General features: G+C 64.0%; 20 protein-coding genes, 1 pseudogene and 1 riboswitch. Of the genes and pseudogenes, 18 read left to right on the forward strand and 3 right to left on the reverse strand.

All coding sequences use genetic code 11. The features are described from left to right. Positions 1 to 168: 168 nt before the first annotated feature. Entirely contained in the window at positions 169 to 1,155 is a 987-nt protein-coding gene (locus tag FYB92_RS00890; RefSeq protein WP_075624787.1) for an MDR family oxidoreductase, read from the forward strand. A gap of 144 nt (positions 1,156 to 1,299) precedes the next feature. Here FYB92_RS00890 and FYB92_RS00895 read toward each other — a convergent pair whose 3' ends face one another. Continuing rightward, positions 1,300 to 1,524 (reverse strand): CbtB domain-containing protein, encoded by a 225-nt coding sequence (locus FYB92_RS00895; protein WP_003617145.1) that lies wholly within the window; start codon positions 1,522 to 1,524, stop codon positions 1,300 to 1,302. 1,060 nt (positions 1,525 to 2,584) lie between these two features. Between FYB92_RS00895 and FYB92_RS00900 the strand changes: the two genes are divergently transcribed. The 8 genes and pseudogenes from FYB92_RS00900 (at position 2,585) to cobJ (ending at position 12,188) form a co-directional block, all read left to right on the forward strand. Continuing rightward, positions 2,585 to 3,124: a histidine phosphatase family protein gene (locus FYB92_RS00900; protein WP_332828038.1), complete on the forward strand. Its 540-nt coding sequence runs from the start codon at positions 2,585 to 2,587 to the stop codon at positions 3,122 to 3,124. Between the two features lie 18 nt (positions 3,125 to 3,142). Further along, positions 3,143 to 3,400: riboswitch (cobalamin riboswitch) on the forward strand. A gap of 30 nt (positions 3,401 to 3,430) precedes the next feature. Next, positions 3,431 to 4,003 (forward strand): DUF1636 domain-containing protein, encoded by a 573-nt coding sequence (locus FYB92_RS00905; RefSeq protein ID WP_003617137.1) that lies wholly within the window; start codon positions 3,431 to 3,433, stop codon positions 4,001 to 4,003. Next, complete coding sequence (gene cobW, locus FYB92_RS00910; RefSeq protein WP_062808474.1) at positions 4,000 to 5,073, forward strand: cobalamin biosynthesis protein CobW; 1,074 nt, start codon at positions 4,000 to 4,002, stop codon at positions 5,071 to 5,073. The genes FYB92_RS00905 and cobW overlap by 4 nt, the downstream gene beginning before the upstream one ends. 209 nt (positions 5,074 to 5,282) lie before the next feature. Next, positions 5,283 to 8,802: pseudogene (gene cobN, locus FYB92_RS00915) on the forward strand (cobaltochelatase subunit CobN). Then, positions 8,799 to 10,031, forward strand: coding sequence for a precorrin-3B synthase (cobG, locus tag FYB92_RS00920; protein WP_332828039.1), 1,233 nt, complete (start codon positions 8,799 to 8,801; stop codon positions 10,029 to 10,031). The pseudogene cobN and the gene cobG overlap by 4 nt, the downstream one beginning before the upstream one ends. After that, entirely contained in the window at positions 10,028 to 10,669 is a 642-nt protein-coding gene (locus tag FYB92_RS00925; protein WP_332828040.1) for a precorrin-8X methylmutase, read from the forward strand. Before cobG ends, FYB92_RS00925 begins: the two co-directional genes overlap by 4 nt. Beyond that, complete coding sequence (locus tag FYB92_RS00930) at positions 10,666 to 11,406, forward strand: precorrin-2 C(20)-methyltransferase (RefSeq protein WP_332828041.1); 741 nt, start codon at positions 10,666 to 10,668, stop codon at positions 11,404 to 11,406. Before FYB92_RS00925 ends, FYB92_RS00930 begins: the two co-directional genes overlap by 4 nt. Then, positions 11,403 to 12,188: a precorrin-3B C(17)-methyltransferase gene (cobJ, locus tag FYB92_RS00935; protein WP_192265181.1), complete on the forward strand. Its 786-nt coding sequence runs from the start codon at positions 11,403 to 11,405 to the stop codon at positions 12,186 to 12,188. Before FYB92_RS00930 ends, cobJ begins: the two co-directional genes overlap by 4 nt. Here cobJ and FYB92_RS00940 read toward each other — a convergent pair. Then, the gene (locus FYB92_RS00940) at positions 12,158 to 12,937 is read right to left on the reverse strand and encodes a cobalt-precorrin-6A reductase (protein WP_332828951.1); all 780 of its coding nucleotides are present in this window, start codon (positions 12,935 to 12,937) and stop codon (positions 12,158 to 12,160) included. The two genes, cobJ and FYB92_RS00940, sit on opposite strands and share 31 nt — an antisense overlap. 26 nt (positions 12,938 to 12,963) lie before the next feature. Between FYB92_RS00940 and FYB92_RS00945 the strand changes: the two genes are divergently transcribed. From FYB92_RS00945 to cobM, 3 genes are read left to right on the forward strand one after another with little or no spacing between them, the layout of a single operon-like run. Next, complete coding sequence (locus FYB92_RS00945) at positions 12,964 to 14,208, forward strand: bifunctional cobalt-precorrin-7 (C(5))-methyltransferase/cobalt-precorrin-6B (C(15))-methyltransferase (RefSeq protein ID WP_075624792.1); 1,245 nt, start codon at positions 12,964 to 12,966, stop codon at positions 14,206 to 14,208. 39 nt (positions 14,209 to 14,247) lie between these two features. Beyond that, positions 14,248 to 14,637 carry a cobalamin biosynthesis protein gene (locus FYB92_RS00950; RefSeq protein ID WP_281650028.1) on the forward strand — a complete coding sequence of 130 codons (390 nt, stop codon included), beginning with the start codon at positions 14,248 to 14,250 and terminating at the stop codon, positions 14,635 to 14,637. Beyond that, entirely contained in the window at positions 14,634 to 15,386 is a 753-nt protein-coding gene (cobM, locus tag FYB92_RS00955) for a precorrin-4 C(11)-methyltransferase (protein WP_003617118.1), read from the forward strand. The genes FYB92_RS00950 and cobM overlap by 4 nt, the downstream gene beginning before the upstream one ends. An 89-nt stretch (positions 15,387 to 15,475) precedes the next feature. Here the strand turns inward: cobM and FYB92_RS00960 are convergent, their stop codons facing one another. Then, the gene (locus FYB92_RS00960) at positions 15,476 to 16,582 is read right to left on the reverse strand and encodes a cobalt-precorrin-5B (C(1))-methyltransferase (RefSeq protein ID WP_040511289.1); all 1,107 of its coding nucleotides are present in this window, start codon (positions 16,580 to 16,582) and stop codon (positions 15,476 to 15,478) included. Positions 16,583 to 16,686: 104 nt separating this feature from the next. Here FYB92_RS00960 and FYB92_RS00965 point away from each other — a divergent pair, with 104 nt between their 5' ends. From FYB92_RS00965 to FYB92_RS00990, 6 genes are all read left to right on the forward strand, one after another. Continuing rightward, positions 16,687 to 17,988: a cobyrinate a,c-diamide synthase gene (locus tag FYB92_RS00965; protein WP_081254551.1), complete on the forward strand. Its 1,302-nt coding sequence runs from the start codon at positions 16,687 to 16,689 to the stop codon at positions 17,986 to 17,988. 572 nt (positions 17,989 to 18,560) lie between these two features. Continuing rightward, positions 18,561 to 18,833 carry a FeoA family protein gene (locus FYB92_RS00970; protein WP_062809746.1) on the forward strand — a complete coding sequence of 91 codons (273 nt, stop codon included), beginning with the start codon at positions 18,561 to 18,563 and terminating at the stop codon, positions 18,831 to 18,833. A 2-nt stretch (positions 18,834 to 18,835) separates the two neighbouring features. Next, the gene (locus tag FYB92_RS00975) at positions 18,836 to 20,680 is read left to right on the forward strand and encodes a ferrous iron transporter B (RefSeq protein WP_196758582.1); all 1,845 of its coding nucleotides are present in this window, start codon (positions 18,836 to 18,838) and stop codon (positions 20,678 to 20,680) included. A 9-nt stretch (positions 20,681 to 20,689) separates the two neighbouring features. Further along, positions 20,690 to 20,953, forward strand: a complete 264-nt coding sequence (locus FYB92_RS00980) for a DUF6587 family protein (protein WP_332828042.1) — start codon at positions 20,690 to 20,692, stop codon at positions 20,951 to 20,953. A 552-nt stretch (positions 20,954 to 21,505) separates the two neighbouring features. Then, positions 21,506 to 23,728 carry an EAL domain-containing protein gene (locus tag FYB92_RS00985; protein WP_003617106.1) on the forward strand — a complete coding sequence of 741 codons (2,223 nt, stop codon included), beginning with the start codon at positions 21,506 to 21,508 and terminating at the stop codon, positions 23,726 to 23,728. 47 nt (positions 23,729 to 23,775) lie between these two features. Beyond that, entirely contained in the window at positions 23,776 to 25,503 is a 1,728-nt protein-coding gene (locus FYB92_RS00990) for a bifunctional diguanylate cyclase/phosphodiesterase (protein WP_048858875.1), read from the forward strand. The last annotated feature ends 283 nt before the right edge of the window (positions 25,504 to 25,786 follow it).

The following is a 25,786-nucleotide window of genomic DNA, read 5'->3' on the forward strand; positions in this document are numbered from 1 at the left end:
CGGCGCCCGCGCACATCCCCGTGCGGGTCGAGCACGCGGGCAATCCGTTCAGGAAATTGCACAAGTTTTCGAGACCCGGTCATCTTATCCTGATTCATCACAGGTTACGGACCGCAATCTGGACAGGGGAGTACCCCTGCCTGCCATGATATCCCGGAGAGCGCGCCGATGTTCAACGCCATCATGATCGACAAGACCCGCACGGGATCACGGGCCAGCATACGCAGCCTTGAGCGCGCAGCGTTACCCGAAGGCGAGATCACGATACGCGTCGATTATTCCTCGCTCAATTACAAGGACGCACTGGCCATCACGGGGCGCGGCCCGGTGGTGCGGCGTTTCCCGATGATCCCCGGCATCGACCTTGCGGGGGAAATCATCGCATCGGATGACCCCATCTACCGCCCCGGCGACCAGGTGATCGCCAACGGGTGGGGATTGGGGGAGGAACACTGGGGTGGCCTGTCACAGATAGCGCGCGTACATGGGAAATGGCTGCTGCCGCGCCCCCGCAACTTTTCCGCACGTCAATGCATGGGTATCGGCACGGCGGGCTATACCGCGATGCTGTGCGTCATGGCGCTGGAAAAAGGGGGCGTCACCCCCGGTGATGGCGAAATCGCCGTGACCGGGGCAGGCGGCGGCGTCGGTGGTATTGCCATCGCCCTGCTGGCGCGGCTGGGATACCGGGTGGTGGCCGTGACCGGGCGCGACGACCTGACGGGCTACCTTCACATGCTGGGCGCGGCAGAAGTGGTGGGGCGTTCGGCCCTGTCCCATACCGCCCGCCCGTTGCAGGCAGCCCGATGGCGCGGGGCCATAGATGTGGCGGGGGGAAAAATGCTGGCGGCGTTATGCGCCAGCATGCGACCGGGGGGCGTCATCGCCGCATGCGGTCTGACGGCGGGAATGGACCTGCCGCTGACGGTTGCGCCCTTTATCCTGCGCGGCGTTACCCTGCAGGGAATCGACAGCGTCACGTGCCCACGTGACCAGCGCATGGCGGCATGGGCCAGGCTGGAGCGTGACCTTGATCCCGCGCTGGTCGATTCGATATGCGCAGACATCCCCTTGAAACAGGCGATCGCGACGTCACCGCGGCTTCTGGCGGGCAATGTGCGTGGGCGCATCGTCGTCAACACCCACGATGCCTAGGCCGCAATGCCCGAACCATAATGCTGGCACGCAACAGGTGGGGCCATCACGCCACTGGGCGCGCGAACACTCCGCCACAAAAGCAACCGCAATGGCCAACCTGCCGCCCGGAGAACCCGCCCGGACAGCAGCCGACAGGAAACGTCAGTGGCAGGGGAAGCCGAGCAGGTGACGTCCATCATGGACGAATTCATGGACATAATGCCCCGACACCAGCGAGGTCGCACCCTGTTCCGCGCCCACGAAATACAGCAGCAGCGAAGCAATCACGAGGCCGAAGACCGCCCACGGCAGCAGGTCACGAACCGGAATCGCGACAGGCGCGGAAGACAGGCCACCCGCAGGCAGGACAGAAGATGTGTGGTTCATGGCAAAATGCACTCCCTGATCAGTCGTGATCCCCGACTAACCGATTTCGGACCCCTCGGCAAACGCTTCCGCCCCCTTGCCGGTGGGCATCGGGCATGCGCACGCGAGGAAAACGCCGACGATGAAAAACAGTGACGCCGTTTTTTATGAACGCTCCGTTTACGAACGGCCGGGGACACAGGGTCACGACACAGGGGCGTCCGTCGCCTTTGTGATCCTGCCCCGACAAGATGTCCCAACACAACGCTTCGACAGAAATCCCCGACCTCAAGAGATCCTGGCACCAAGATCGCAATGACGACGCCGAAAGCCTGTTTGAAAACAAATCATTTATAAAAACAGGAACAGTTTTTTAGTGTTGCCGTTTTTTGAAAAGGCGGTGTCTTCTGAAGCTTTTTGGAAAAAGCTTCACCAAAAACTTTTATAATTTCAGGATATTATGGAATCTGACTTTTCAAAAAATAGGGCAACGCCTGAAATGTTCCCGTTTTCTCTTGATGGGGCATTTTAAATGCAGTCTCTATTAAAGAGACCGTATCATGCAAAGATCATAAAAATTTTTGATAAATATTCTCAAAAAACATGTGAAAAATTACATTTTTAAGAGACTGTTTGAAAAGTCAGGCTGAATAACATACTAAAGTTATAAAGGTTTTTGGTGAAGCTTTTTCTAAAAAGCTTCAGAAGACGCCGCCTTTTTGAAAAAAGGCGGCACCCAAAAACTTTTCTTTTTTTATCAACGCGTTGTTTTTAAACAATCTCTAAAAATTATGAGATTCCCGGAAAATAGGTCGCCGATAAAAAATAATGACATGGTATGATGACTGCGTTTTTTCATGAGGGCCACATCCTTCAAGGCTTTTGGAAAGGAATTGTCCCAAAACATTTATTATTCCAGTTGGTGATGCGCCCTGTCTTGTCACACCGCCCAAGGCGACAACGCATATTTTCATCAATCCGTTGGTTTCGAACAGACTTTCGCATGAAACGACCTGAAAGACACTGCGCCAGCCATTTCCAACATCCCCCATTTCCCCCGGAACTTTGACACACCGCCCCCATGCACCTGACCTGCCTGTCCCTGCCCGCGCCTGACTGCCTGCGTCGCGCCATCATCCCCACACGTGATGACCTGCCCCCCCTGCCCCCCGGACAGGCGGCGCATCTGTGCGCCACGGCACCCGTTGCCTGTGGCGATGATACCGCCATCCCTGTTGCGCAATGGGCGGGGCGCACGCCCATTGCGCACGCCGCCCTGCGCGCGCGCGACCACGGCGCGTGGCATGGCCGCGCCCTGCATGACCTGCCGGCGCCCGACGTCGCACGCTGGATCGCGGACCCGGATTTCGCACCGCCAGACGGTGAAAGCCTGCGCTCGGTGCTGGTGCGCGTGGCGGACTGGCTGTTACGCTGCCCTACCGGACATGCAAACATGATGATCATCGCGGACACCATGGTCATACGCGCCCTTGTACTGGCGACGCTTGGCACAGGGGCAGAAGCGTTCGCGGCCCTTGATATCGGACCATGCACCCGCACCCTCGTGACATTCCATAACAGGTGGCGTGTGCGTGAGGCAGGGGCGGCCATCACGTTTTGACACCACATCGCGGGCGCGTGTAAAAGCCCGCATGATGGTTCCCGTAAGGGAAGAAACAGGGAAGCACGGTGCGTGGCGCGGCAGGTTGCCGCCCGCAATGCCGTCACTGCCCCCGCAACTGTAGGTGGTCTCAAACATCCAGCAGGCCGTCCCTTTACAAAAGGGTGCGGCACGTCACTGGCCAGTCTGGCCGGGAAGGCGCCGGATGCGGCGGCAGGGACACTGTCCATGCCCCGGCCACAAGTCAGGAGACCTGCCATCATCGCCATGTCCCACACCAGTTCCGGGACATGGCACGACCACTGAATGTCGCAGGTCCGGCGGGGTGCCTGGAAATGCGGCGGTATCCTGATGTCCGTGCCATGCATCGGCCCCGATGCCGCACGGTCGATGCACCCCGGCCATGGCCGCCATCCCATCGGGATGACGCGGCGACAGCGCAGGACGACACGTGCAATGACCACAGGTGCCCCCCCTTCCGACGCCCCCCATACCACCACCCGCCCCGACCTTCGCGCCATCCATCTCCATGTCTGCGTCACGTGCCTGCGCGGGCTGCCGGTTGGCGCCGCACCACCCGGGCGCGCCCTGTATGAACAGATGCTGACGCGCACGCACGACACCAATGTCGTGGTGCATGAGGTCAAATGCCTTGCCGCGTGCGATCGTGGCTGCACCGCCGTCGTCGCCATGCCGGGGAAATGGGGATGGCTGCTTGGCCATCTTGGTCCTGAAAAGGCCGACGACCTGATGATCTACCTTGCCGCCTATGCCACCTCGCACAGTGGCAGTGTCATGCCTTCGCGCCGTCCGGCCTCTCTGTCGGACATGGTGCTGGGCCGTTTTCCCGCCGCCCTCCTGACGGAGCACTCTTCATGACCGCATCCCCCTCCTCCCGTCCCGCCACCCGCGCCGCCCGCGCGAAGGTACCTGTCACCGTCATCACCGGCTTTCTTGGCGCGGGCAAGACGACGCTGCTGCGCCATGTGCTGGCACAGGCGCGCGGACGGCGCATCGCGATTGTCGTCAACGAATTCGGCACGCTGGGCATTGATGGCGAAACGCTGCGTGCCTGCGGGGTGGAAGGATGCCGGGATGACGATATTGTCGAACTGACCAATGGCTGCCTGTGCTGCACCGTGGCGGATGATTTCCTGCCGACGATGGAGGCGCTGCTCGACCGGGCTGACCCGCCGGAGCATATCGTGATCGAGACGTCCGGCCTTGCCCTGCCCAAGCCACTGCTCAAGGCATTCGGCTGGCCCACGGTGCGCACGCGCATGACCGTCGATGGCGTTGTCACCGTGGTTGATGGCCCCGCCGTCGCGGCCGGGCGTTTCGCCGACGACCCGGATGAAATCGCACGCCAGCGCCAGGCCGACCCGTCACTGGACCACGACAACCCGCTTGCGGAAGTTTACGAAGACCAGCTCCTTTCGGCGGACATGGTGATCATCAACAAGACCGACCTGATGACACCAGATCAGATCACCATGGTGGAGCGTGAGATCCGCGCCGAAATCCCCCGCGCGGTCAAGGTCATCCATGCCGTGGACGGGCAGGTGGACCCCGTTGTCCTGCTGGGCATGGATGCGGCGGCCGAAGATGACCTTGCGGCCCGCCCCTCCCACCATGATGCGGAAGGGGGCGAGCATGAACATGACGATTTCGAAAGCTTCGTCGCCCCCATTCCCGAACAGGACAGCGCGGACGCCTTTGTCACGCATCTGGCCCACGTGGCGGAAAAATATGACATCCTGCGCATGAAGGGATTCGCCGCCGTACGCGGCAAACCGATGCGCCTGGCGGTGCAGGGCGTGGGCAGCCGGTTCCGCCACCAGTTCGACCGCCCCCTGTCACAGGATGCGCCACGCACGGGCAACCTTGTCATCATCGGTCAAAAGGGCCTGCCGCGCGCGGCGATCGAGGCGGACCTGCAACGGACCTGACAGGACGGTCGAAAACAGGACCATCGAAAAACAGTCGCGGGGTTATAAAAGCTTCGAACGGATGTCGCTTCATTTGTAAAAAGGCGGCATCCACAGGCCTTTATGCCTTTATGAATATCCCCTGATGCCGCACCCCCGCCGCCCGGCGGTGTCCTTGGCGGCGATGTCCATGAACACGAAACCGGGCACGAAACACAGAGGCAACGCACATGCATCTTCTGGCGCGTGAAGTCCGCAGCCTCGACGAGGACGCGGTGGCCGAAGACCTCGGTCACGCACCCGCCGATATCGTGTTCCTGTCATTTTCCGACAGCGACCTGCTCGCCCTGCGCGCGGCGGTCGATGCCGGGGCGGCAGGAGGGGCCAGCGTGCGGATCGCCAGCCTGTCACGCCTGCTGCATCCCATGTCGATCGACCTGTATGTAAGCGACACCCTCCTGCGGTCACGCTGCGTCGTGGTGCGCCTGCTTGGCGGGATGGAATACTGGCGTTATGGGGGGGAAGAAGTCTCGCGCGCATGTCGCGACGCCGGCATCCCCCTGGCGCTGGTGGCGGGCGACGCACGCCCCGACCCGCGTCTGGCCGCACTGTCGAACATCGCGGCCCCCACGCTCGACCATCTTGACGCACTGCTGCGCGCGGGCGGCCCACGCAACATGGCCGCCGCCTTACGCCTGATGGCGGACCTTGCGCGGGGGCAGGACATGGGACAGGACAGGGGCGCGCACCCCATCGCAACCGACCGCGCCGAAGTGCCCTCATCCCGGAGCACACCTGCTGACACCCTGCCTGCCGCAACAGCGGGCATCGCCCCCCTGCATGCCGAGCCTCTGCATGTCGAGCCTCTGGCCCCCGCCGGCCTGCTGCGCACGGCGGACCCGGCGCTGCCGCTGCGCGCGGGTGTCGTGTTCTATCGCAGTCACCTGCTGGCAGGCGACATCGCCCCCATTCTTGCCCTGTCGGACGTGCTGGCACGACACGGGATCGGGGCGGACCTGTTTTATGTCACCTCACTCAAGGACCCGGCATGTGCGACGATGGTGCGTGACTGGCTGGCGGATGCGCCCCCCGATGTCATCGTCAACGTCACCTTTTTCTCTGCCCGGGGGGAGGAGACGGACATATCCGCCCTTGATATCGCCAACGTGCCGGTAATCCAGGCATTGCAACCCGGCGTGACACAGGCGGCATGGCGGGACAGCACGCGCGGCCTGTCACAGGCGGACCTTGCGATGCAGGTGGTGCTGCCCGAACTTGACGGGCGTCTGCCCGGTGCGCCGATTTCCTTCAAGGAGGAAACGGACCCCGGGCTGCCCGCGCGCCATGTCCCCTACCCCCCGGGGCTGGAGATCGTCGCCGCCCGTGCCCGGGGTTGGGCGCGGCTGTCCCACCTGTCCCCCACCGCGCGACGGGTGGCGATCCTTCTGTCGGATTATCCCGGCGCACAACGTGACGGCGGCAATGGCGACGGACAGGCGGGACATGCCGTGGGACTGGACAGTTTCGCCAGCCTTTCGGTCCTGCTGACACTGCTGCACGCCGAAGGATATGACACGGGCCAGCCCCCCCTCCACGCCCCCCTGCCCGACAGCGCGGCACTGGCGCACCTGCTGGCACGTGCGCCGGCCACCGCGTTCATGACGCTGGCACGGTATGAAACCCTGCTTGCCACCCTGCCACAGGACGCGCGCGATGCCCTTTACGAGTGCTGGGGCGCGCCCGCCGATGACCCGGCGGTTATGGATGGGGCATTGTGCCTGCGTCACCTGACGCTGGGCCATGTCACGATGGCGCTGCAACCCGATCGCGGGTCACGGCTGGACCGCAAGGGGGGATATCACGACCCCGATACGCCGCCGCGCCATGCCTATGTCGCGTTCTACCTGTGGCTGCGACATGAGGTACGGGCCGATGCCATGGTTCACCTTGGCACGCATGGCACTCTGGAATGGCTGCCGGGCAAGGCTGCGGCCCCGTCTGCGCACTGCTGGCCCACATTGCTGGCCGGTGGCATGCCGGTCATATATCCCTTCATCGTCAACAACCCCGGCGAGGCCGCGACCGCGCGGCGGCGGCTTGGGGCCGTGACCATCGGCCACATGACCCCCCCCTGTCATGGCGGCAGGCCACGGCGATGGCCGCACCACCGAACTGGAACGGCTGATTGATGAATATGCCGCCGCCGACGGGCTGGACCGCAGGCGTGGCGCGATCCTGCGCGGGGAGATCCTGCAACGCGCGGGCGACCTCGGCCTGCTGGAGGAAAGCAGCCAGCGTCCGGGCGCGGAGGAAACCGGGGATGAGGATGAGGCGCTGGCACGTCTGGATGCCTATCTGTGCGATGTAAAAGATCTGCAGATCCGTGACGGGCTGCATGTCTTTGGCCGCCCACCGCCGCATGCGCGCGCACTCGCCGCCACCATCGCACGGGCCTGCGGGGCGGATACGCCACCCGACCTCGAAGGGCTCCTGCATGGGTGCGGCGCGGCAGAGGCCGGGGGCCTGCTGCGCGCGCTGGACGGACACATGCTGCCCCCCGGCCCGTCGGGCGCGCCCACGCGGGGACGCGCCGACGTGCTGCCCACCGGGCGCAACCTGTTTTCAATGGACCCGCGCGCCATCCCCACCCGGTCTGCTGTGGTGCTGGCGCAGCGCAGCGCCGACCTGCTGCTGGAGGGGCACCTTCAGGATGAAGGCGAGCACCTGTCGTGCATCGTCATCGACCTGTGGGGCTCATCAAGCCTGCGCACGGGGGGCGAGGACCTGGCCCTGGCCCTGCTGCTGATGGGCGTGCGCCCGGTCTGGGACAGCGGATCGGGCCGTGTGCGCGGGATCGAGGTCATTCCCATGGCGGTGCTGGACCGGCCGCGCGTGGACGTGACACTGCGGATTTCGGGGCTGTTCCGCGATGCGTTCGCAGGGCAGATCGCCCTGTTCGAACAGGCGGTGCAGGCCATCGCGGAGCGTGAGGAGGCCCCGGACCTCAACCCGCTGGCCCACGGCGTGCGCGACCTGTCGGGTGCGGCACGGCTGCGGGCGACGGCACGTATCTTTGGCGCCGCCCCCGGATGCTATGGCACCGGGATCGAGGACATGCTGGCACGTGACGGATGGGACGGGCGCGATGACCTTGGCCATGCATGGCTGGCGGGTTCGGCATGGACCTATGGCGGGCGGCGTGAGGGCATGCGCGATGACGCGGCCCTGCAACGGCGCATCGCGGCGGCGGACGTCATGCTGCATGTGCAGGACCATGCGGAGACCGACATCCTCGAAAGCGCGGATATCGCGGCGCATGCGGGCGGGATGGCCGCCGCCGCCGCCGCCCTTGGCCGGACACCGCGCGTGCTGCATGGCGACACGTCGCACCCCGAAACGCCACGCCTGCGCGCCACGGCGCAGGAGGTGGCGCGCATCGTGCGCGGGCGCCTGACCAATCCGGCATGGCTTGCGGGGATGCGCCGCCATGGTTATCGCGGGGCGGCGGAAATCGCGCGCGGGGTCGCAGCACTGCATGCATTCGCCGCGACAGTACCCGCCCGCTTCGACCGGCAGTTCGACCTTGCCTTCGCCGCCATTGTCAATGATGCGGACATGGACCGCTTCCTTGCAACGGCAAACCCCGACGCCCGTGCCGCCATCCATCACCGCCTGGCGCAGGCACAGCGGCAGGGACTGTGGCGGCCGCGCGCCAATAGTGCGGCGATGCTGCTGGACCCCGACACATGACTACCCCCCCCACCGTGCGCGGCTGGTGCCCCGGACTTCATACCCCGATGGAGGCCGCCGACGGCTGGCTGGTGCGTGTCCGTCCCCCGCTGGGGCAACTGACGGCGACACAGGCCGACATGATCGCCCGCGCCGCGACACATTTTGGCAACGGGCGCATCGAGCTGACCAGTCGTGGCAACCTGCAACTGCGCGGCCTGTCGCCCGAAACGGCGCCACATTTCGCACAGGCCCTGCACGCCTGCGGCCTGGGGGGAGAGGACGCATCGGAACGCCGTCGCGCGATATTGCTGTCACCGCTGGCGGGACTGGACCCGGCCTGCGATTCCCATACGCTGCCGATCGCCCGCGCGCTTGATGCGCATCTGGCCACGGCGGACCACCTGTCCGCGCTGCCTGCGAAATTCGTCATGGGGGTTGATGGTGGCGGATATGTGCCCACAGGCACGATCCGCGCCGACATCACCGCGCGCGCCCATGACGGGAAATGGCAGGTGGCCTGCGGCGATGCACGGTCGGACTGCGCGCCCGATGCGGTCCCCGCCCTGATGCTTCGCCTTGCCGAAGCCTTCATGCAGGTCGGGGGAAATTCGCGCCCCCTGCATCACCGTGGCATCGGCATGGCCATGTTCGCGCATCTTGGCATTGTCGCGCGTTCACGTGACGATGATGGCCCCGCACCTGCCTGTCCCACACTGGTCGGCACCTTGCCGGGGCGATGTTACGCCGTGGTCCCGCCACTGGGCCGGATGGCGGCGGCGGACCTGTCGCGGCTGGCGCGCTGGTGCGCCATCCATGGCGCGGGCCTGCTGCGGATGACACCGGGGCGCACCATCATACTGCCCGGGCAGGTGCGCGCACCGGATGTGACGGGATTCGTGACGGACCCGCATGATCCACGCCTGCGTGTTGTCGCGTGCATCGGGCGGCAGGGTTGCGCCTGTACGGGGGCTGACGTCGGCGCGGACGCGCTGGCGCTGGCCCCGGACGTGCCTGTGGGCGTGCGGTTGCATGTGTCGGGATGCCCCAAGGGATGCGCCAATCCCGGGCGTTGCGACCTCACGCTTGTTGCCGCTGCAACGGGGTATGACCTGTGTCGCAACGCGCGCGCAGCCGATACGCCGACATTGCGGGGCCTGGACATGGTGGGGGTACGCACCCTCTTGCATGAAGGGCACGCCTCGGCCGATACACCACAACATCAGAACGGGGAGAAGACACCGGCATGACCGGCACCACGCGGTCTTACGACTATATCCATGACGGGGCGGCGATCTATGCCCGTTCCTTTGCCACCATCCGCGCTGAAGCCGACCTGAGCGGTTTCACACCGGACGAGGCCCGCGTGGCGGTGCGTATCATCCATGCCTGCGGCATGGTGGACGTCGCGCACGAAATCCGCATGTCACCCGATTTCACCACAGCCGCACAAGCTGCGCTGCGGGCGGGGCGACCCATCCTGTGCGATGCGGAAATGGTGGCCCGTGGCGTGACACGCACCCGCCTGCCCGCGGACAACGCCGTCATCTGCACGCTGCGTGACCCGCGCACGCCCGAAATCGCGCGTCGCATCGGCAATACGCGCTCCGCCGCGGCACTCGACCTGTGGGGGGAGGACATGGCAGGCGCTGTGGTGGCCATCGGCAACGCGCCGACCGCGCTGTTCCACCTGCTGGAACTGATCGCAGCGGGCGCACCACGTCCGGCAGCGGTCATCGGCATGCCGGTCGGTTTCGTCGGCGCCGCCGAATCGAAAGAGGCGCTGGCTGAATTCGGGGACCTGCCCTTCATCATCGTACGCGGGCGACTGGGTGGCAGTGCAATGGCGGCGGCAAGCGTCAACGCCCTGGCATGCGAGGCGGAATGAACACATCCCCCCCACGCGGCTGCCTGTCCATTGTCGGCATGGGACCGGGGGACCCGGAACTGCTGACGCTCAAGGCCGCGCGGATCCTGCGTGAAAGCCCGGTCGCCGCCTGGTTCGCCCGCCACGACCGGACAGGGCATGCGCGCGAAATCGCGGGCGACCTGCTGTCGACGGATGTCATCGCGCTGCGCTTCGCCTATCCCTTCACCGTGGAAATCCCCGTCAGCGACCCGCGCTATCCCGCACGAATGGCCGAATTTTACGACAGATGCGCCGAAGACATCGCAGCCCACCTCGACGCAGGGCGTGACGTGGCGCTTCTGTGCGAGGGGGACCCGTTCCTGTTCGGCTCGGCGATGTATGTATTCGACCGGCTGCACCAGCGCTTTCGATGCGAGGTCGTGCCCGGGATCACCGGCATGGCCGGGTGCTGGTCACAGGCCCAGATGCCGATGGTCCATGGCGATGACGTACTGTGCGTCATTCCCGCGACGCTGGATGAAGACAGCCTGTGCGCGTGGCTGGAACGCGCGAACGCCGCCGTCATCATGAAGCTGGGCCGCAACATGGCCAAGGTGCGCAACGCCCTGCGCCGCGCGGGGCGCGATGATGGCCGTGCGATGTATGTCGAACGCGCGACCCAGGCGCAGCAGCGTTGCATGAAACTGGCGGATGCGGGGGAACGCGCACCCTATTTTTCGATCATCCTCGTGCCCGGACGCACAGGCGTAAGATGACAGATACACCCCCAACCCCATCTCCCCTGCCCTGCCTGTATATCGTCGGGCTTGGTCCCGGCGCGGCGGACCAGATAACGCCACAGGCCACCGCCGCCCTGGCGCAGGCGACCGACCTGATCGGTTATGGCCCGTATGTCGCACGTGCGGTGGCGGGGCCGGATGTGGTACGCCATGCCACCGACAACCGTGTCGAGCTTGAGCGCGCGCGCCATGCGCTGGAACTGGCGCAGGCAGGACGGCGGGTGGCTGTTGTCTCCGGCGGGGATGCGGGCGTGTTCGCCATGGCAAGCGCCGTGTTCGAGGCCATCGACCATGGTCCCGTCGCCTGGCGCGACATCGACGTGCGCGTCATCCCCGGCGTTTCCGCCGTTCTGGCCGCCGCAGCCCGCCTTGGTGCGCCGCTGGGCGGGGATTTCTGTGTCATGTCGCTGTCGGATAACCTCAAGCCACGCGCCGTGGTGCATGACCGCCTGCGTGCCGCCGCAGGGGCGGGATTCGTCATCGCCCTTTACAACCCGCGTTCCAAGGCGCGCCCCGGCCAACTGGCCGAGGCATTCGACGTCCTGCGCGCCGTGCTTCCCGGAACGGTCCCGGTTGCCTTCGCCCGGGCCATCGGCCGCCCCGATGAACGCGTGATCCTGCACGACCTGGCCCATGCTGACCCCGAACAGGTGGACATGAGCACACTGGTCCTGATCGGCTGCGAACGCACCCACCTGATTGACCGTCCGCACGGCCAACCATGGCTCTATACCTCCCGCAGGGTTGACCCCTCTTGAATGATGGCCCGCGAATGCAGCCATGCCATGGCATGGTCCGCATCCCCCACCACCGTCGCGTGGGGCAGGACGGGCCTTTCCACCATGATGACCGCAATCCCCAGCGCACGCGCGGCGGCAAGCTTGGCCACGGTGGCCGCACCACCGGAATTCTTCGTCACGATCAGGTCGGTCCCCTCGTGCCGCAGCAAGGCCTCCTCCGCCGTCACATCGAACGGGCCACGCGCCAGCACGGTGCGCGCGCCCACGGGCAACAGCGCCGGGTCCGGGGCATCGACACTGCGCACCAGCCACACATGCCCACAGGGGGCGAGGTCACGGAACGCCAGCAGGTCCTTGCGCCCGATCGTCAGCAGGACACGCCGTGGCGCAGGCCCGATGGCGCGCGCGGCCGCCGCCATGTCAGGCACCATGTCCCAGCGATCGTCCGGCCCGGGCGCCCATGCGGGGCGTTCCACCCGCACAAGGGCCACGCCCGCCTGTGCGCAGGCCGCGACCGCGTTGGCGCTGATGCGCGCGGCAAAGGGATGCGTTGCATCCACGACGGCCGCGATCCGGTTGTGCGACAGCCATTGCGCCATCCCCTGCGCCCCGCCAAAGCCACCGATACGCACCTCCAGCCGGGGCAGGACAGGTGCGCGTGTCACCCCGGCAAGGGAAAGGATGGCCGTAAAACCGGATGCCCGCGCCTCCAGCGCGTGGCACAGCAACCGCGCCTCCGTCGTGCCACCCAGAACCAGTACCCGCATCATTGCCCACCCCCGAGGAGACTGAAATGACCCATCCAGCCTGGCTGCATGTTATCGGCATTGGCGAAGACGGTGTCGAGGGTCTGTCGGAAGTGGCGCAGGCGCTGATTGCCTCGGCCGAGCTGGTGGCGGGGGGACGTCGGCACCTGCTGCTGGTGGAAGGGCTGATGCGTGGCGAACGCCTGATGTGGCCCGCCAGCATGTCCGAAGGGATCGAACGCATGTTACGCTGGCGCGGCCGGCGCGTGGTGGTTCTGGCGTCGGGCGACCCGTTCAGCTTTGGCATCGGCGTCACATTGTGCCGTCACATGCCGGTGGCGGAAATGACCTGCATCCCCGCCCCCTCGTCGATCGCACTGGCCTGTGCGCGGATGGGATGGGCGCGGCAGGACACGGCGGTGCTGTCGATCTGTGGCCGCCCGATGGAAGTGGTGGCCCCCGCATTGCAGCCCGGCGCGCACCTGATCGTACTGTCGGCGGACGCATGTTCGCCCATGACGCTGGCCAAATGGATGACGTCGCGCGGCTTTGGCCCCTCCGTCATTCATGTGCTTGAGGCGCTGGGCGGCCCTTACGAACACCATCGGCATATGCGTGCGGACATGCTGGCGGCGGGCATGGGGGATGCCATCAACCCGCTGAACCTGATGGGCATAGAGGTCGTGGCAGAACCGGACGCGATGGTTTTACCGCTGTCGGCGGGATTACCCGATGACATGTTCGCCCATGACGGGCAGATCACCAAGCGCGAGATCCGCGCCGCCACCCTGTCCGCCCTTGCCCCGCGCCAGGGCGAGATGCTGTGGGATATCGGCGGGGGTGCGGGGTCGGTGGCCATCGAATGGATGCTGCGCCATCCCGCCAACCGCGCCATCACCATCGAACGCAACCATGACCGCGCCGCACGCATCGCGGCCAATGCGCTGGCGCTGGGCACGCCCGCCCTGCGCATCGTGGAAGGCGGTGCATTGGAAACCCTTGGCGCACTGCATGACGCGAACACGCCACGCCCCGATGCGGTGTTCGTGGGCGGCGGGGTCAGCAATCCGGGACTGGTGGAAGGCGCATGGAACGCCCTGCGCCCCGGCGGACGGCTGGTGGCCAATGCCGTCACGCTGCAAGGTGAGGCCGTGCTGCTTGCCAAACATGCACAATGGGGCGGTAACCTGCTGCGCATGCGCATAGAGCGTGTGGAACCGGTCGGTACGCAATCGGCGTTCCGACCGGCGATGACAGTGACCCAGTACGCAGCCACCCGCCCCTTTGCATGAGTGCTACGGCACCGACGGACACGAAAGGGGGGGGGGAACGTGAACATAACGGGCCTGTATGTGGCGGGCATCGGGTGCGGCAGCAGATGCGACATGCACGATCTCCTTGCCCTTCTGCACGATGCGGCCACCCGCGCGCGGTGTCGGCCCGGCCTGATCGCCATCCCCGATTTCCGTGCGGATTGCACGGCCCTGCATGCAGCGGCACAACAAGCGGGCCTGCCGTTACATGTCGTGCCATATCGCGACCTGCTGGCGGCACAGCCACGTTGCGTCACCCGGTCGGCGCGGGCGCTGGCGGCATGTGGCGTCGCGTCAGTGGCGGAGGGCTGCGCCATCGCCATGACGGGCGACGGCGCACGCCTGATCCTGCCGCGCATTGCCTACCGGCGTATGACATGCGCCATTGCACGAACGGAGTACACATGACCGTACATTTCATCGGCGCAGGCCCCGGGGCCGCCGACCTGCTGACCCTGCGCGGACGCGACCTGCTGGCGCGGTGCCCGGTCTGCCTTTATGCCGGGTCCATCGTCCCGCGCGACATGCTGTCGCACTGCCCGCCCGATGCGCGACTGGTGGATACCGCGCCCATGACACTTGACATGATCGAGGCGGAATATGTCACCGCACATGCGGCGGGACACGATGTCGCACGCCTGCATTCGGGGGACCTGTCGGTCTATAGCGCCGTGGCGGAACAGATCCGCAGGCTGGAGCGGCATGCCATCCCATGGACCATGACGCCGGGCGTACCCGCCTTTGCCGCCGCGGCATCGGTGCTGGGCCGTGAACTGACGATGCCCGAAGTCGCGCAGAGCGTCGTGCTGACCCGTGTCAGCGGACGCGCATCCGCCATGCCGGACACCGAAACGCTGAAGGCCTTTGGCGCAACGGGCGCGACACTTGCGATCCACCTTGCGATCCATGCGCTGGACCGGATTGTGGCGGACCTGACGCCGCTTTATGGTGCGGACTGTCCCGTGGCGATCGTCGCGCGCGCCACATGGCCCGATCAGGTGGTACTGCGCGGGACATTGGGCAACATTACCACGCAACTTGCGGAACATCCCATCGAACGCACGGCACTTGTACTGGTGGGACGCGCACTGGGGCAGCATGATTTCCGTGAAAGCGCGCTTTATAACCCCGACTACCATCGCCGCTTCCGCACGTAAAAAATATAAAGCATCTTTATCCGGGAAACAGTTTTCCAAAAAATCCTCGGCCGGGGGCATCCGAACGCCCCGGCCGGATGCGCCGCCCCCTAATCCACATCATGTGGGCCATGGCGCGCCACCAGCGCGCCGGCGCGGTCAAACATCAGGATATCCAGCGCACATCCACTGCCCGCCAGCACGGTACGCCCAACACCCCACGCCCGGCATGTGATGACAGCGCCAAGGTCGATCCCTGCCGCCGTAGCAAGCGCAAAGGCCGCCGCGACCGTATGGGTGGACGCAATTTGTGCGACAAGGTCCGCCCCCGCGCCCGCACGCGCGGCATCGCGGGCCAGTTCGGCCATATCCGCCTGCCCACGCCGCGAATGCAGGTCCAAAAACCCCTGTGCCAACTTGCTGATCTTTGCAACGCCCCCGGCCACGGTGACGCGACGCACGGGATGGCGACGCAGATATTTCAGCAGGCCGCCCGCAAAATCGCCCATTTCGACCATCGCCTCCTCCGGCAGGGCATAAAGCGCACGCGCGGCACGTTCGGACACATCGCCGGTGGACCCCACCACATGCGCAAGCCCCATGGCGCGCGCCACGTCCACGCCACGATGGATGCTGTCGATCCACGCCGCGCATGAAAATGGCACGACGATGCCGGTCGTCCCCAGAATCGACAGGCCACCGATAATCCCAAGCCGCGCATTAAGCGTCCGTCGCGCCAGGGTTTCGCCGTCCGCCACGGACACCGTGACCCGCACATCGGGGTCATGATCGTCCCCCGTCGCGAGGGCGGCGCGGATCATGCGACGCGGGACGGGGTTGATCGCAGGTTCCCCGACCGCAACCGGCAGGCCCGGCAATGTCACGGTCCCCACACCGCGCCCGGCATGAAAGGTAATCCCCGCCCCCGCCATGCCGGGATGCAGGTCGACACGGATCAGCGCACCATGCGTGACGTCAGGATCATCGCCTGCATCCTTGATAACGCACGCCCATGCGCCCCCTGCCCCGTCATGGCCATGCGCGGCAAGGCTGAAGGCCACCTCCTGCCCGGCGGGCAATGTAATGGTGACGGGATCGGGAAAATCGCCATACCGCATCGCAACCCACGCGGCCCTTGCCGCCGCCGTGGCACAGCTTCCGGTGGTCCAGCCCCGGCGCAGGCTGGCCTGATCGGGGGTGTTGCGGGTATGTGTCATCGCGGCATTCCAGTGTGGGCAGGCATCCCCGCCATTGGCGGCGGGGAAGAAAACATGATGGAACAGCATGTAGCAGGTAGGGACATATGATGGCACGCGGGCTGATGATCGCAGCCCCCCGTTCGGGCGGGGGAAAGACGACACTGACACTGGCGATCATGGCGGCCCTGCGCGCACGCGGGGTGGAGGTCGGCGGCGCCAAGACCGGCCCGGATTATATCGACCCGGCGTTCCACGAGGCCGCGACAGGCCGCCCCGGCCTCAACCTCGATAGCTGGACCATGGCGCCGGCCCTGTTGGACACGATCATGACGCAGGCGCGACAGGCGGCCGGGATGGTGGTGGTGGAGGCGTCGATGGGCCTGTTCGACGGGCTGGACACACCCGATGGCGCACGTGGCGCGCCATCGGACATCGCGGCACGGTTCGACCTGCCGGTTATCCTTGTCCTTGACGTGTCGGGACAGGGACAATCAGCCGCGGCGACCGCACTGGGCTTTGCCCGGCTGGACCCCACGGTGCGCGTCGCGGGGGTGATCCTCAACCGTGTCGGTTCCGAACGGCACCGCACCATGGCGACCCGTGCAATCACGGCCATCGGCCTGCCGGTACTGGGCGCGTTCATGCGCAATCCCGACCTGTGCATGCCCGAACGACACCTCGGGCTGGTGCAGGCGCGCGAACATGACGGGCTGGCGGGGCTGCTGGCGCAACTGGCGGCACAGGCGGAACGCGACCTCGACCTTGACGCCCTGCTGGCGCTGGCGGACGGGGGGCGGCACACACCACCGGCCAGCCGCGCCATCGCCCTGCCACCACCGGGGCAGCGGATCGCGGTGGCCAATGATGCTGCATTTTCCTTCGTCTATGCCCATATGCTGATGGGATGGCGTGATATGGGAGCGGAGATTTCGTTCTTCTCCCCCCTTGCGGACGAGGGCCCGGACGATACATGCGACGCCTGCTGGCTACCGGGTGGGTATCCCGAACTGCATGCCGCCCGCCTGTCCGCCGCCACGCGATTTCACGCCAGATTGCGCCATTTCGCCCAGACACGGCCGGTGCATGGGGAATGCGGTGGCTTCATGACACTGGGCGCCAGCCTGACCGACCGTGACGGACATACCCACGCCATGGTGGGATTGCTGGACCACGAAACCTCGTTCGCACGTCGGCGCATGAACCTTGGCTATCGCGCGGCACGGCTGCGCCATGGCTGTGCGCTGGGAACCGTGGGGACGCATCTGCGCGGGCATGAATTCCACTACGCCACCATCACCAACCCCGGCACCGACCTGCCACTTGCCGACCTGCGCGATGGAAATGGGGAAGATCGCGGCATGGCGGGGGGGATGCGGGGCAATGTCAGCGGCACGTTCTTTCATGTGCTGGCACGACATGGCTGAGGTGCGAAACCGTATCAGCATGCCCGGCGACCATTGAATATCCCCATATACGAGGAAACATCATAACCAACTGAAATATAAAATATTCCTGTATGGATTTCCCACATCCCCATAAGGGGTTGCAGTGCCGGAGAAAAGTAGTTTTTATAATTTTACCATTTATTATCAATAAGTTATTTTTCCGTCCTGTCGTGGAAGTGAAAAATCCCCAATATACCCTGATGCGCCACGTTGCGGGACGCGATGGACAAGGATCATGCCGGAAATTAGGATTAATTCTTAGAGGCTGTTTCAAAAACCCCGCACCCGGCGCATAACGCTGCGCCAGCGCCCCGCATGGCGGGGACCTGGCCCGCAGGGATACCGGATGGGGCCACAGCCCCCCGGCATATCCACGGGGCCATTCTGGGCGTCATTCAGGGCGTCATTCAGGAAACCGTTTCCGGTCAGGGCGTCCGTCCGGGCGGGGTTTTCTGAAACAGCCCCTTCAACCTGTCAGGTTCCGGGCCACATGCCCTGACCTGTTTCATTTTGGGCGCGCCATGCCGTATGGGCGTGTGTGCGAGATACAGATGCGACTGAGTGAACTTCCACGCGGGGTGGAGGCCATCATCGAACGGGTGGAAGACGCCCGCCATCCTGACCCGGTGGCCAGGCGGCTGCGCGAACTCGGCTTCGTCCCGGACGAGGCGGTGCGCATCGTGGCCACAGCCCCCATGGGCGGCGACCCGATCGCGGTACGCATCGGCTTTACCCGCTTCGCCCTGCGCCGCGAGGAAGCCGCGCGCGTCATCGTGCGGACCGACCTGTCCCGCCCCGACCCGCAGGCCCGGCCACATCCATGAACATGATCCCCCCGACACGCGCCCTGCGCATCGCACTGGTGGGCAACCCGAACTGTGGCAAGACGGCCCTGTTCAACCTGCTGACCGGCAGTCGGCAGAAGGTTGCCAATTATGCCGGCGCCACTGTGGAACGCAAGGAAGGCCGCTTTACCACACCACAGGGGCACGCCATACAGGTGCTGGACCTGCCCGGTGCCTACAGCCTTGTCGCCACCAGCCCGGACGAGGCGGTAACACGCGACATCTGTGCCGGAACCTACCGCGGGGAGGCCGCACCCGACCTGCTGGTCTGTGTGGCGGACGCGACAAACCTGCGGCTGCACCTGCGTTTCGTCCTGGAAATGCGCCAGCTTGGCCGGCCCATGGTGCTGGCGCTCAACATGATCGACGCCGCGCGGCGCAAGGGAATGGACATCGACCTGCCCCGCCTTGCGGCCGAACTTGGCGCACCGGTGGTCGCAACCGTGGGCATCCGGCGCAATGGCGCGCGCGACCTGCTGGCGCAGCTTGACGCGCCGCCGCCGCCCGCGCCGACACCCCTGCCCCCGGATACGGACCTGCATGCCATCGTACGGCGTATCCTTGGGGAGTGTGTCACCCGCACCCATCCGGTGTCCGGCGCGATTGAGGACCGTCTGGACCGCTGGGTGCTGCACCCGGTGTGGGGACCGGTCATCCTGACGGTGCTGCTGTTCGTGATGTTTCAGGCGGTCTTTGCCTGGGCGCAACCGCTGATGGACGGGATCGACGCCGGCATGGGCTGGATCGGCGAACAGGTGGGCCACCTGCTGCCCGATGGCGCACTGCGCAGCCTGCTGGTCAATGGCATCATTGCCGGCGCAGGCAGCGTCGTCACCTTCCTGCCGCAGATCCTGATCCTGTTCCTGTGGATACTGGTGCTGGAGGAATCGGGATACCTGCCGCGCGCGGCCTTCCTGCTGGACCCGGTCATGTCGCTGGCGGGGCTGAGCGGGCGGTCCTTCATTCCCTTGCTGTCAAGCTTCGCCTGCGCGGTGCCGGGCATCATGGCGACACGCACCATCCAGAACCCGCGCGACCGGTTGGTCACCATCCTGATCGCACCGCTGATGACATGTTCGGCGCGGCTGCCGGTCTATACGCTGCTGATCGGGGCATTCGTGCCCCAGCGCGCAGTGTGGGGCGTCCTCAACATGCAGGGGCTGGTTCTGTTCGGGCTATATGCGGCGGGCATCCTCTCCGCCCTGCTTGTCGCGCGCATCGCGCGGCGCGGCGGCCGCGGGCAGGAGGCGGCGTTGCTGATGGAACTTCCGGCCTATCGCCTGCCCAACCCGCGTGACCTGCTGCTGGGGCTGACCGAACGGGCGCGGATCTTCCTGCGACGCGTGGGCACGACCATCGTCTCGCTGACGGTGCTGCTATGGGCGCTTTCCAGCTTTCCCGCACCGCCGGCGGGCGCCACCGGCCCCGCCATCGACTGGAGCCTTGCTGGACGGATCGGGCATCTCATGCTGCCCATCTTTGCGCCGCTTGGTTTCAACTGGCAGATCTGCGTTGCCCTGATCCCCGGCCTTGCGGCACGGGAGGTCGCGGTCGGGGCCCTTGCGACCGTCTATGCCATCGGTGATGCAGGGGCCGATACGGACCAGGCCGCGATGCTGGGGCACCTGCTGCCCGCGCACTGGAGTGTCGCGACCGCGCTGTCGCTGCTGGCATGGTATGTCTATGCCCCGCAATGCGTCGCGACCCTTGCGGTCATCCGGCGTGAAACTGCGTCGTGGCGTGTCGTCGCCATAACGGCGGGGTATCTGTTTGCCCTTGCCTATGTGACGGCACTGCTGACCTACCGCCTTGCGCTGCTGTTCTGAGGGCGGGACGTGATCCAATCACTCCTTGTCACCGGTGTCGTCATGGCATGCGCGCTGTACTGGACGGGCCGCCTGTTTCCACGCGTGCGTCTGGCGGGATGGCGCATGACCGCGACCGCGCTGCGCCATCTGGGCGCGCCCCGGCACCTGCGTGATCTGGCGATGCAACGCGCAATCCCACGGACCGGCGGGGGATGTGGGGGATGCAGCGCCTGCGCCGAAACACGCCGCGCATGCCCACCGGACACAAAACAGACACCCGGACAGAAATAAGCCATTTGTGACAATACCCCCCAAGGGGGCCGCCATCCCCCGGATGCCGGTGCCTTGCAACGGTTGCGGGAGCAGACGCCGCACCAGCAACGCCCCGGCAATGTCACACGGCATTTAATACAAAATTTCACAGACTACCTTTTCAGGTGGCCTCTAACCTTTCGTTAGGCTTTGCTGGATACGCTCGGACCGCAATCGGCCCTGACATGACGCATAGAAGACACGGCCCTGTACCCAATATCGTTGGGTGGCATAAGATTTATTTGTCTTTTTACAGGAAACATCCCTATGCACATCATGGTACGAATTGATAGAAACGGTTGAAATTTTATTATCTTATTTCATAAACATAGACTGTAAATGCATCTTTATTTCAGAAAAATTACTCGGTCGTTCCTCTTATTTATTTCAAAGATGAAACAGACAGGCACCCTGCATTACCGATAACAGCCCGCCCGACACCACGCGCCCCCCCCCTTCGTGGCCATCAGGCATGACTTTCGGACCTGCAGGCCCTATGATCCTTTTTCCTTTCTCCCCCTGAGGTTGATGATGAGCAAGTCCCATCTAAGCGCTGAAGTCCTTTTATCGGCACTTGAGCAGGCCATTGATGCGACAGTAATTATTGATGACAAAAACAACGTCATCTTTTTCAACAAGGCCGCCGAGAACCTGTGGGGGATTCCGCGGCAGAACGTGATCGGCAAGAATGTCAGTGCGCTTGTCCCGCTGCAACATCGCGCGGACCATGACAGCTTCATCGACACCAACCGCCGCACAGGCATCAGCAAGATCGTCGGCACCTCGCGCGAGGTGGAGTTCGCCCGGACGGATGGGGAATATATCTGCGGGGAACTGTCGCTTTCCAAGGTCCTGACCGGCGAAGACCGCATTTACTACATGGGGGTGATGAAAAACGTCACCAACGAAAGCCAGCAGCGCAAGATCCTGATCCTGCAGAACGACGTGCTTCAGGCACTGGCCAGCGACATGCTGATCCAGGACGTGGCCGACCTGCTGTGCCGCCGTGTCGAAGGGTTCGTGCCGGGGGCTGTGGCGGTCCTGATGCTGATCATGCCCGACGGGCAGTTGCGCGTACTGTCGTCCCCCACCCTGCCCAAACGATACCGTGCCGCCCTTGAAACGGTGCAGCTTTCCCCATCCGCCATGGAAAAGCTGCGTGTGGACCCGTCACAGGCCAACCGTCTGGTGTGGGACAGCTATCGTTCGCTGGGGATTTCGCTTGGGCTGCAACAGTGCTTTTCCACCCCGGTCAAGACCCAGACGGGCGAGGTCTCTGGCATTTTCGCGCTGTATTCACGCGACGACGCACGCCGCAATTCATGGCCGCAGCGCATCGTGGATTCGTGCATCCCGTTCTGTGCCCTCGCCTTTGAACAGAATGCGACCAAGCAGCACATCTCCCACCTGTCGAACTTCGACTCCCTGACCGGCCTGCTCAACCGTTCTTCCGTGCACAAGGTGCTCGAAGGCATGATCGCCAAGCAGGAAGGCAACCATCATTTCGCGATTTTCATGCTCGACATCGACCGCTTCCGCGACATCAACGATGCGCTGGGCCATGTCTATGCCGATCAGTTCCTGGTCGAGATCGCGCATCGCATCCGCTCCATCGCAAAGGACGATTATATCGTCAGCCGCTCCGGCGGGGATGAATTCGTGGTGGCGGTGCCCAACTGCCGCAATGACGATGCGATCAAGTTCGCGGAAATGCTGATCTCCACAATCGCAAAGCCGATGCAGATCGGGCAGAACACGCTGACCATCTCGTGCAGTGTCGGCATCAGCACCTTCCCCGATAACGGTCCTGACAGCGAATCCCTGCTCAGCAATGCCGACGTGGCGATGCGGCAATCCAAGCTCGACGGGCGCGGGACCTACCGCTTTGCCAATTCTGAAAAGAATCAGGTGGCGCAGGACCGGCTGGTGCTTGGTTCCGCTCTGCGGGACTCTCTGGCGCGCGGGGCGCTGAACCTGCATTATCAGCCGCAGGTGCGCACCCACACACTGGAACTGTGCGGGGTGGAGGCCCTGTCGCGGTGGCATCATCCCCACCTTGGCAACATCTTCCCCTCGCGCTTTATCGCGGTGGCGGAAGAAACGGGACAGATCGAGGCCATCGGCCGGTGGTCGTTGCAGGAATCCTGTCGCCAGATGGTGCAGTGGGACAAGGATGGCATCCATGTGCCCACCGTTGCGGTGAACCTGTCGGCGGTGCATTTCCGCAATCGCGCCCTGCCGGAATATATTTCCAACCTGCTGGACCATTTCAACCTGACGCCTGACCGCCTGACGGTGGAAATCACCGAAAGCGTGATGATGGACAGCAGCAGCGACACCGAAGAGGTGCTGCAGGCCATCCGCACCCTTGGGGCAGGTCTGTCGATGGACGATTTCGGCACGGGCTATTCCTCGCTGTCGCGCCTGACGCGCCTGCCGCTGACGGAAATCAAGATCGACCGCAGCTTCATCAATGATTTCGAGCATGATACCAATGCGCAGGCCGTGACCATGGCAGTGATCGGCATCGGGTCGCGCCTGGGCATGACCGTCGTGACCGAAGGGGTGGAGACCGAGCAGCAGCGCCGCCTTCTGGAAGAACTGAAATGCGACGTGATGCAGGGCTACCTGTTCGCCAAGCCCCTGGCGCCAAAGGATCTGGAACAGTGGGTGCGCCAGCGCCGCACCATCAAGGACCTGGCGGACCCGACAAAGAAACCAAAGACGGTATCGGAAAAAAACAAACCGAATTAAAAGTCTAAGGCAACATTCCAGCGTATCGCTTTGTTCCGAGGTTTTATATGTCCGCCAGACACGACGACCGACTCAGGGCCCTTACACACGAAGATGCAGATTTCTGGGCTGATGTCGTCGATAATGTCCTGATCGTCGCCGTTACCGACAGAAATGGCATCATAACCTATGTCAACCAGAAGTTCTGCGACGTCAGCCAGTACTCGGCTGCGGAACTTCTGGGGCAGACGCATCGAATCCTGAATTCCGGCACGCATACGCCCGCTTTTTTCCGCGACATGTACCGCACCATCTATTCGGGGCAGACATGGCACGGGAACATCTGCAACCGCACCAAGGATGGCAGCCATTACTGGGTGGCGACCACGATCATCCCGCATCATGGTTCGGATGGGAACATCATCGGTTTCGTTGCCGCGCGGTTCGAAATCACCGAACTGATGAACACCAAGGAACGGCTGAAGATACAGGCCGCAACAGATACGATGACCGGGCTGCTGAACCGTGGCGGGTTCAATGCCAGCCTGATCGCGACACTGGAGCAATGCAAGCAGTGCGATACGGACGAACGCGTGCTGGTGATGTTCGACCTGGATGGGTTCAAGCAGATCAACGACATCCACGGCCATCATGCGGGTGACACCGTGTTGCGCACGATCGGGCGCCGCATTGTCGAACTGGTCGGGTCAGAGGAAGCGACAAGCCGATTGGGTGGCGACGAATTCGCGATCATCCTGCACAAAAGCCTGCGTGAACATTCCCTCGAAACCCTTCTGACGCGGCTTCAGGCGCTGCTTGAGGAACCGATCGACCTGGAATCGGCCATCGTGCGCGTCTCCGGCAGTATCGGGGCGACGCCGCTGACGGCAACCGATACGCTGGAAGATGTGCAGAAAAATGCCGACGTGGCGCTTTATGCCGCCAAGCAGGCCGGGGGCAAGCAGGCGCGCATGTTCAGCGCCAGCCTGCACAAGACCGCGCTGGAGCGTGCCAAGATCCTGAAGGAAGCCCGCGCGGGTGTAAAACAGAACCAGTTCGAGGTTTATTACCAGCCCATTCTGAACTGCCACACCGGACAGATTGAACAGGCCGAGGCCCTGATGCGCTGGCACCATCCGCAACGCGGGTTACTGTCGGCCGGGGCATTTACCGATGTTTTTGCCGATTCCGGGCTGGCGCAGGAAATGGAAACCCATCTGGTGCAGTCATTTCATGATGACATCGCCATGTGGAAAAAGGCGGGCCTGCCGAACCTGCGTCTGGCGGTGAACCTGTCACACCTTGACCTACTCAGCCTTGACCAGCAGGTCGACCTGCTGAGTGAGATCAAGCACCTGAAGATGGACCCCAACACCTTCATGCTGGAGGTGACGGAACATATGTTGCAGGGGCGACGCGCCGAAAAAAGCCAGATGCGCCTTAAATCCCTGGCCGAAGACGGGTTTGGTCTGGCGCTCGACAATTTTGGCCATGGCAGCGTGCGGCTGTCCACACTGAAGAACCTGCCGCTGAAGTCACTGAAAATCGACCGCAGCCTCGTGCGCTATATCGACACACGCGAACAGGACCGCGATATCCTTGCCTCCCTCATCAAGCTGGGCCACGGATTTGGCCTGTCCGTCACGGTCGAGGGGGTGGAAACGCGCAAGCAGTTCGATATCGCGGCAGAGCTTGGCGTGGATTACATTCAGGGCTTTTTCATCTCGCGCGCGGTTTCTGCCACTGACCTGGTAAAAATCACCCGCGAACATGCGTGGGAGCATGATCTGGGCTGATCCCCCCAGACAACTGACCGATAAAGTAAGCTGTTTTCTGGCTATCAGCTTTTGCACATATGCGACGCCATCTGTCGAAATTTGCAAAAGCAGCTTTACCAAAAGCGTTTGGGGCAGGTTGTCGGGCTGTGCGTTACAATGGACATCATTCGTCACTCATGAAAACATATTTCTGTTTTCTGTCTCGAAATTCTATGATTTCCATAATTCCAGCAATATTGTTACGTAAAAATTCCCATCCGACAGCCCTGTTAGGCACTATTTGAAAAATCAGGCTCAATAA

The sequence above is a fragment of the Novacetimonas sp. GS1 genome, assembly GCF_036686925.1.
GTDB classification, from domain to species: domain Bacteria; phylum Pseudomonadota; class Alphaproteobacteria; order Acetobacterales; family Acetobacteraceae; genus Novacetimonas; species Novacetimonas hansenii.

Coding starts and splice junctions, on each gene's coding strand:
- FYB92_RS00945 (WP_075624792.1), top strand. CDS start 12,964: ATGACCCATCCAGCCTGGCTGCATGTTATCGGCATTGGCGAAGACGGT.
- FYB92_RS00930 (WP_332828041.1), top strand. CDS start 10,666: ATGAACACATCCCCCCCACGCGGCTGCCTGTCCATTGTCGGCATGGGA.
- FYB92_RS00900 (WP_332828038.1), top strand. CDS start 2,585: ATGCACCTGACCTGCCTGTCCCTGCCCGCGCCTGACTGCCTGCGTCGC.
- cobW (WP_062808474.1), top strand. CDS start 4,000: ATGACCGCATCCCCCTCCTCCCGTCCCGCCACCCGCGCCGCCCGCGCG.
- cobG (WP_332828039.1), top strand. CDS start 8,799: ATGACTACCCCCCCCACCGTGCGCGGCTGGTGCCCCGGACTTCATACC.
- cobJ (WP_192265181.1), top strand. CDS start 11,403: ATGACAGATACACCCCCAACCCCATCTCCCCTGCCCTGCCTGTATATC.
- FYB92_RS00975 (WP_196758582.1), top strand. CDS start 18,836: ATGATCCCCCCGACACGCGCCCTGCGCATCGCACTGGTGGGCAACCCG.
- FYB92_RS00925 (WP_332828040.1), top strand. CDS start 10,028: ATGACCGGCACCACGCGGTCTTACGACTATATCCATGACGGGGCGGCG.
- FYB92_RS00985 (WP_003617106.1), top strand. CDS start 21,506: ATGAGCAAGTCCCATCTAAGCGCTGAAGTCCTTTTATCGGCACTTGAG.
- FYB92_RS00970 (WP_062809746.1), top strand. CDS start 18,561: ATGCGACTGAGTGAACTTCCACGCGGGGTGGAGGCCATCATCGAACGG.
- FYB92_RS00960 (WP_040511289.1), bottom strand. CDS start 16,582: ATGACACATACCCGCAACACCCCCGATCAGGCCAGCCTGCGCCGGGGC.
- FYB92_RS00895 (WP_003617145.1), bottom strand. CDS start 1,524: ATGAACCACACATCTTCTGTCCTGCCTGCGGGTGGCCTGTCTTCCGCG.
- FYB92_RS00940 (WP_332828951.1), bottom strand. CDS start 12,937: ATGCGGGTACTGGTTCTGGGTGGCACGACGGAGGCGCGGTTGCTGTGC.
- FYB92_RS00890 (WP_075624787.1), top strand. CDS start 169: ATGTTCAACGCCATCATGATCGACAAGACCCGCACGGGATCACGGGCC.
- FYB92_RS00990 (WP_048858875.1), top strand. CDS start 23,776: ATGTCCGCCAGACACGACGACCGACTCAGGGCCCTTACACACGAAGAT.
- cobM (WP_003617118.1), top strand. CDS start 14,634: ATGACCGTACATTTCATCGGCGCAGGCCCCGGGGCCGCCGACCTGCTG.
- FYB92_RS00965 (WP_081254551.1), top strand. CDS start 16,687: ATGATCGCAGCCCCCCGTTCGGGCGGGGGAAAGACGACACTGACACTG.
- FYB92_RS00905 (WP_003617137.1), top strand. CDS start 3,431: ATGTCGCAGGTCCGGCGGGGTGCCTGGAAATGCGGCGGTATCCTGATG.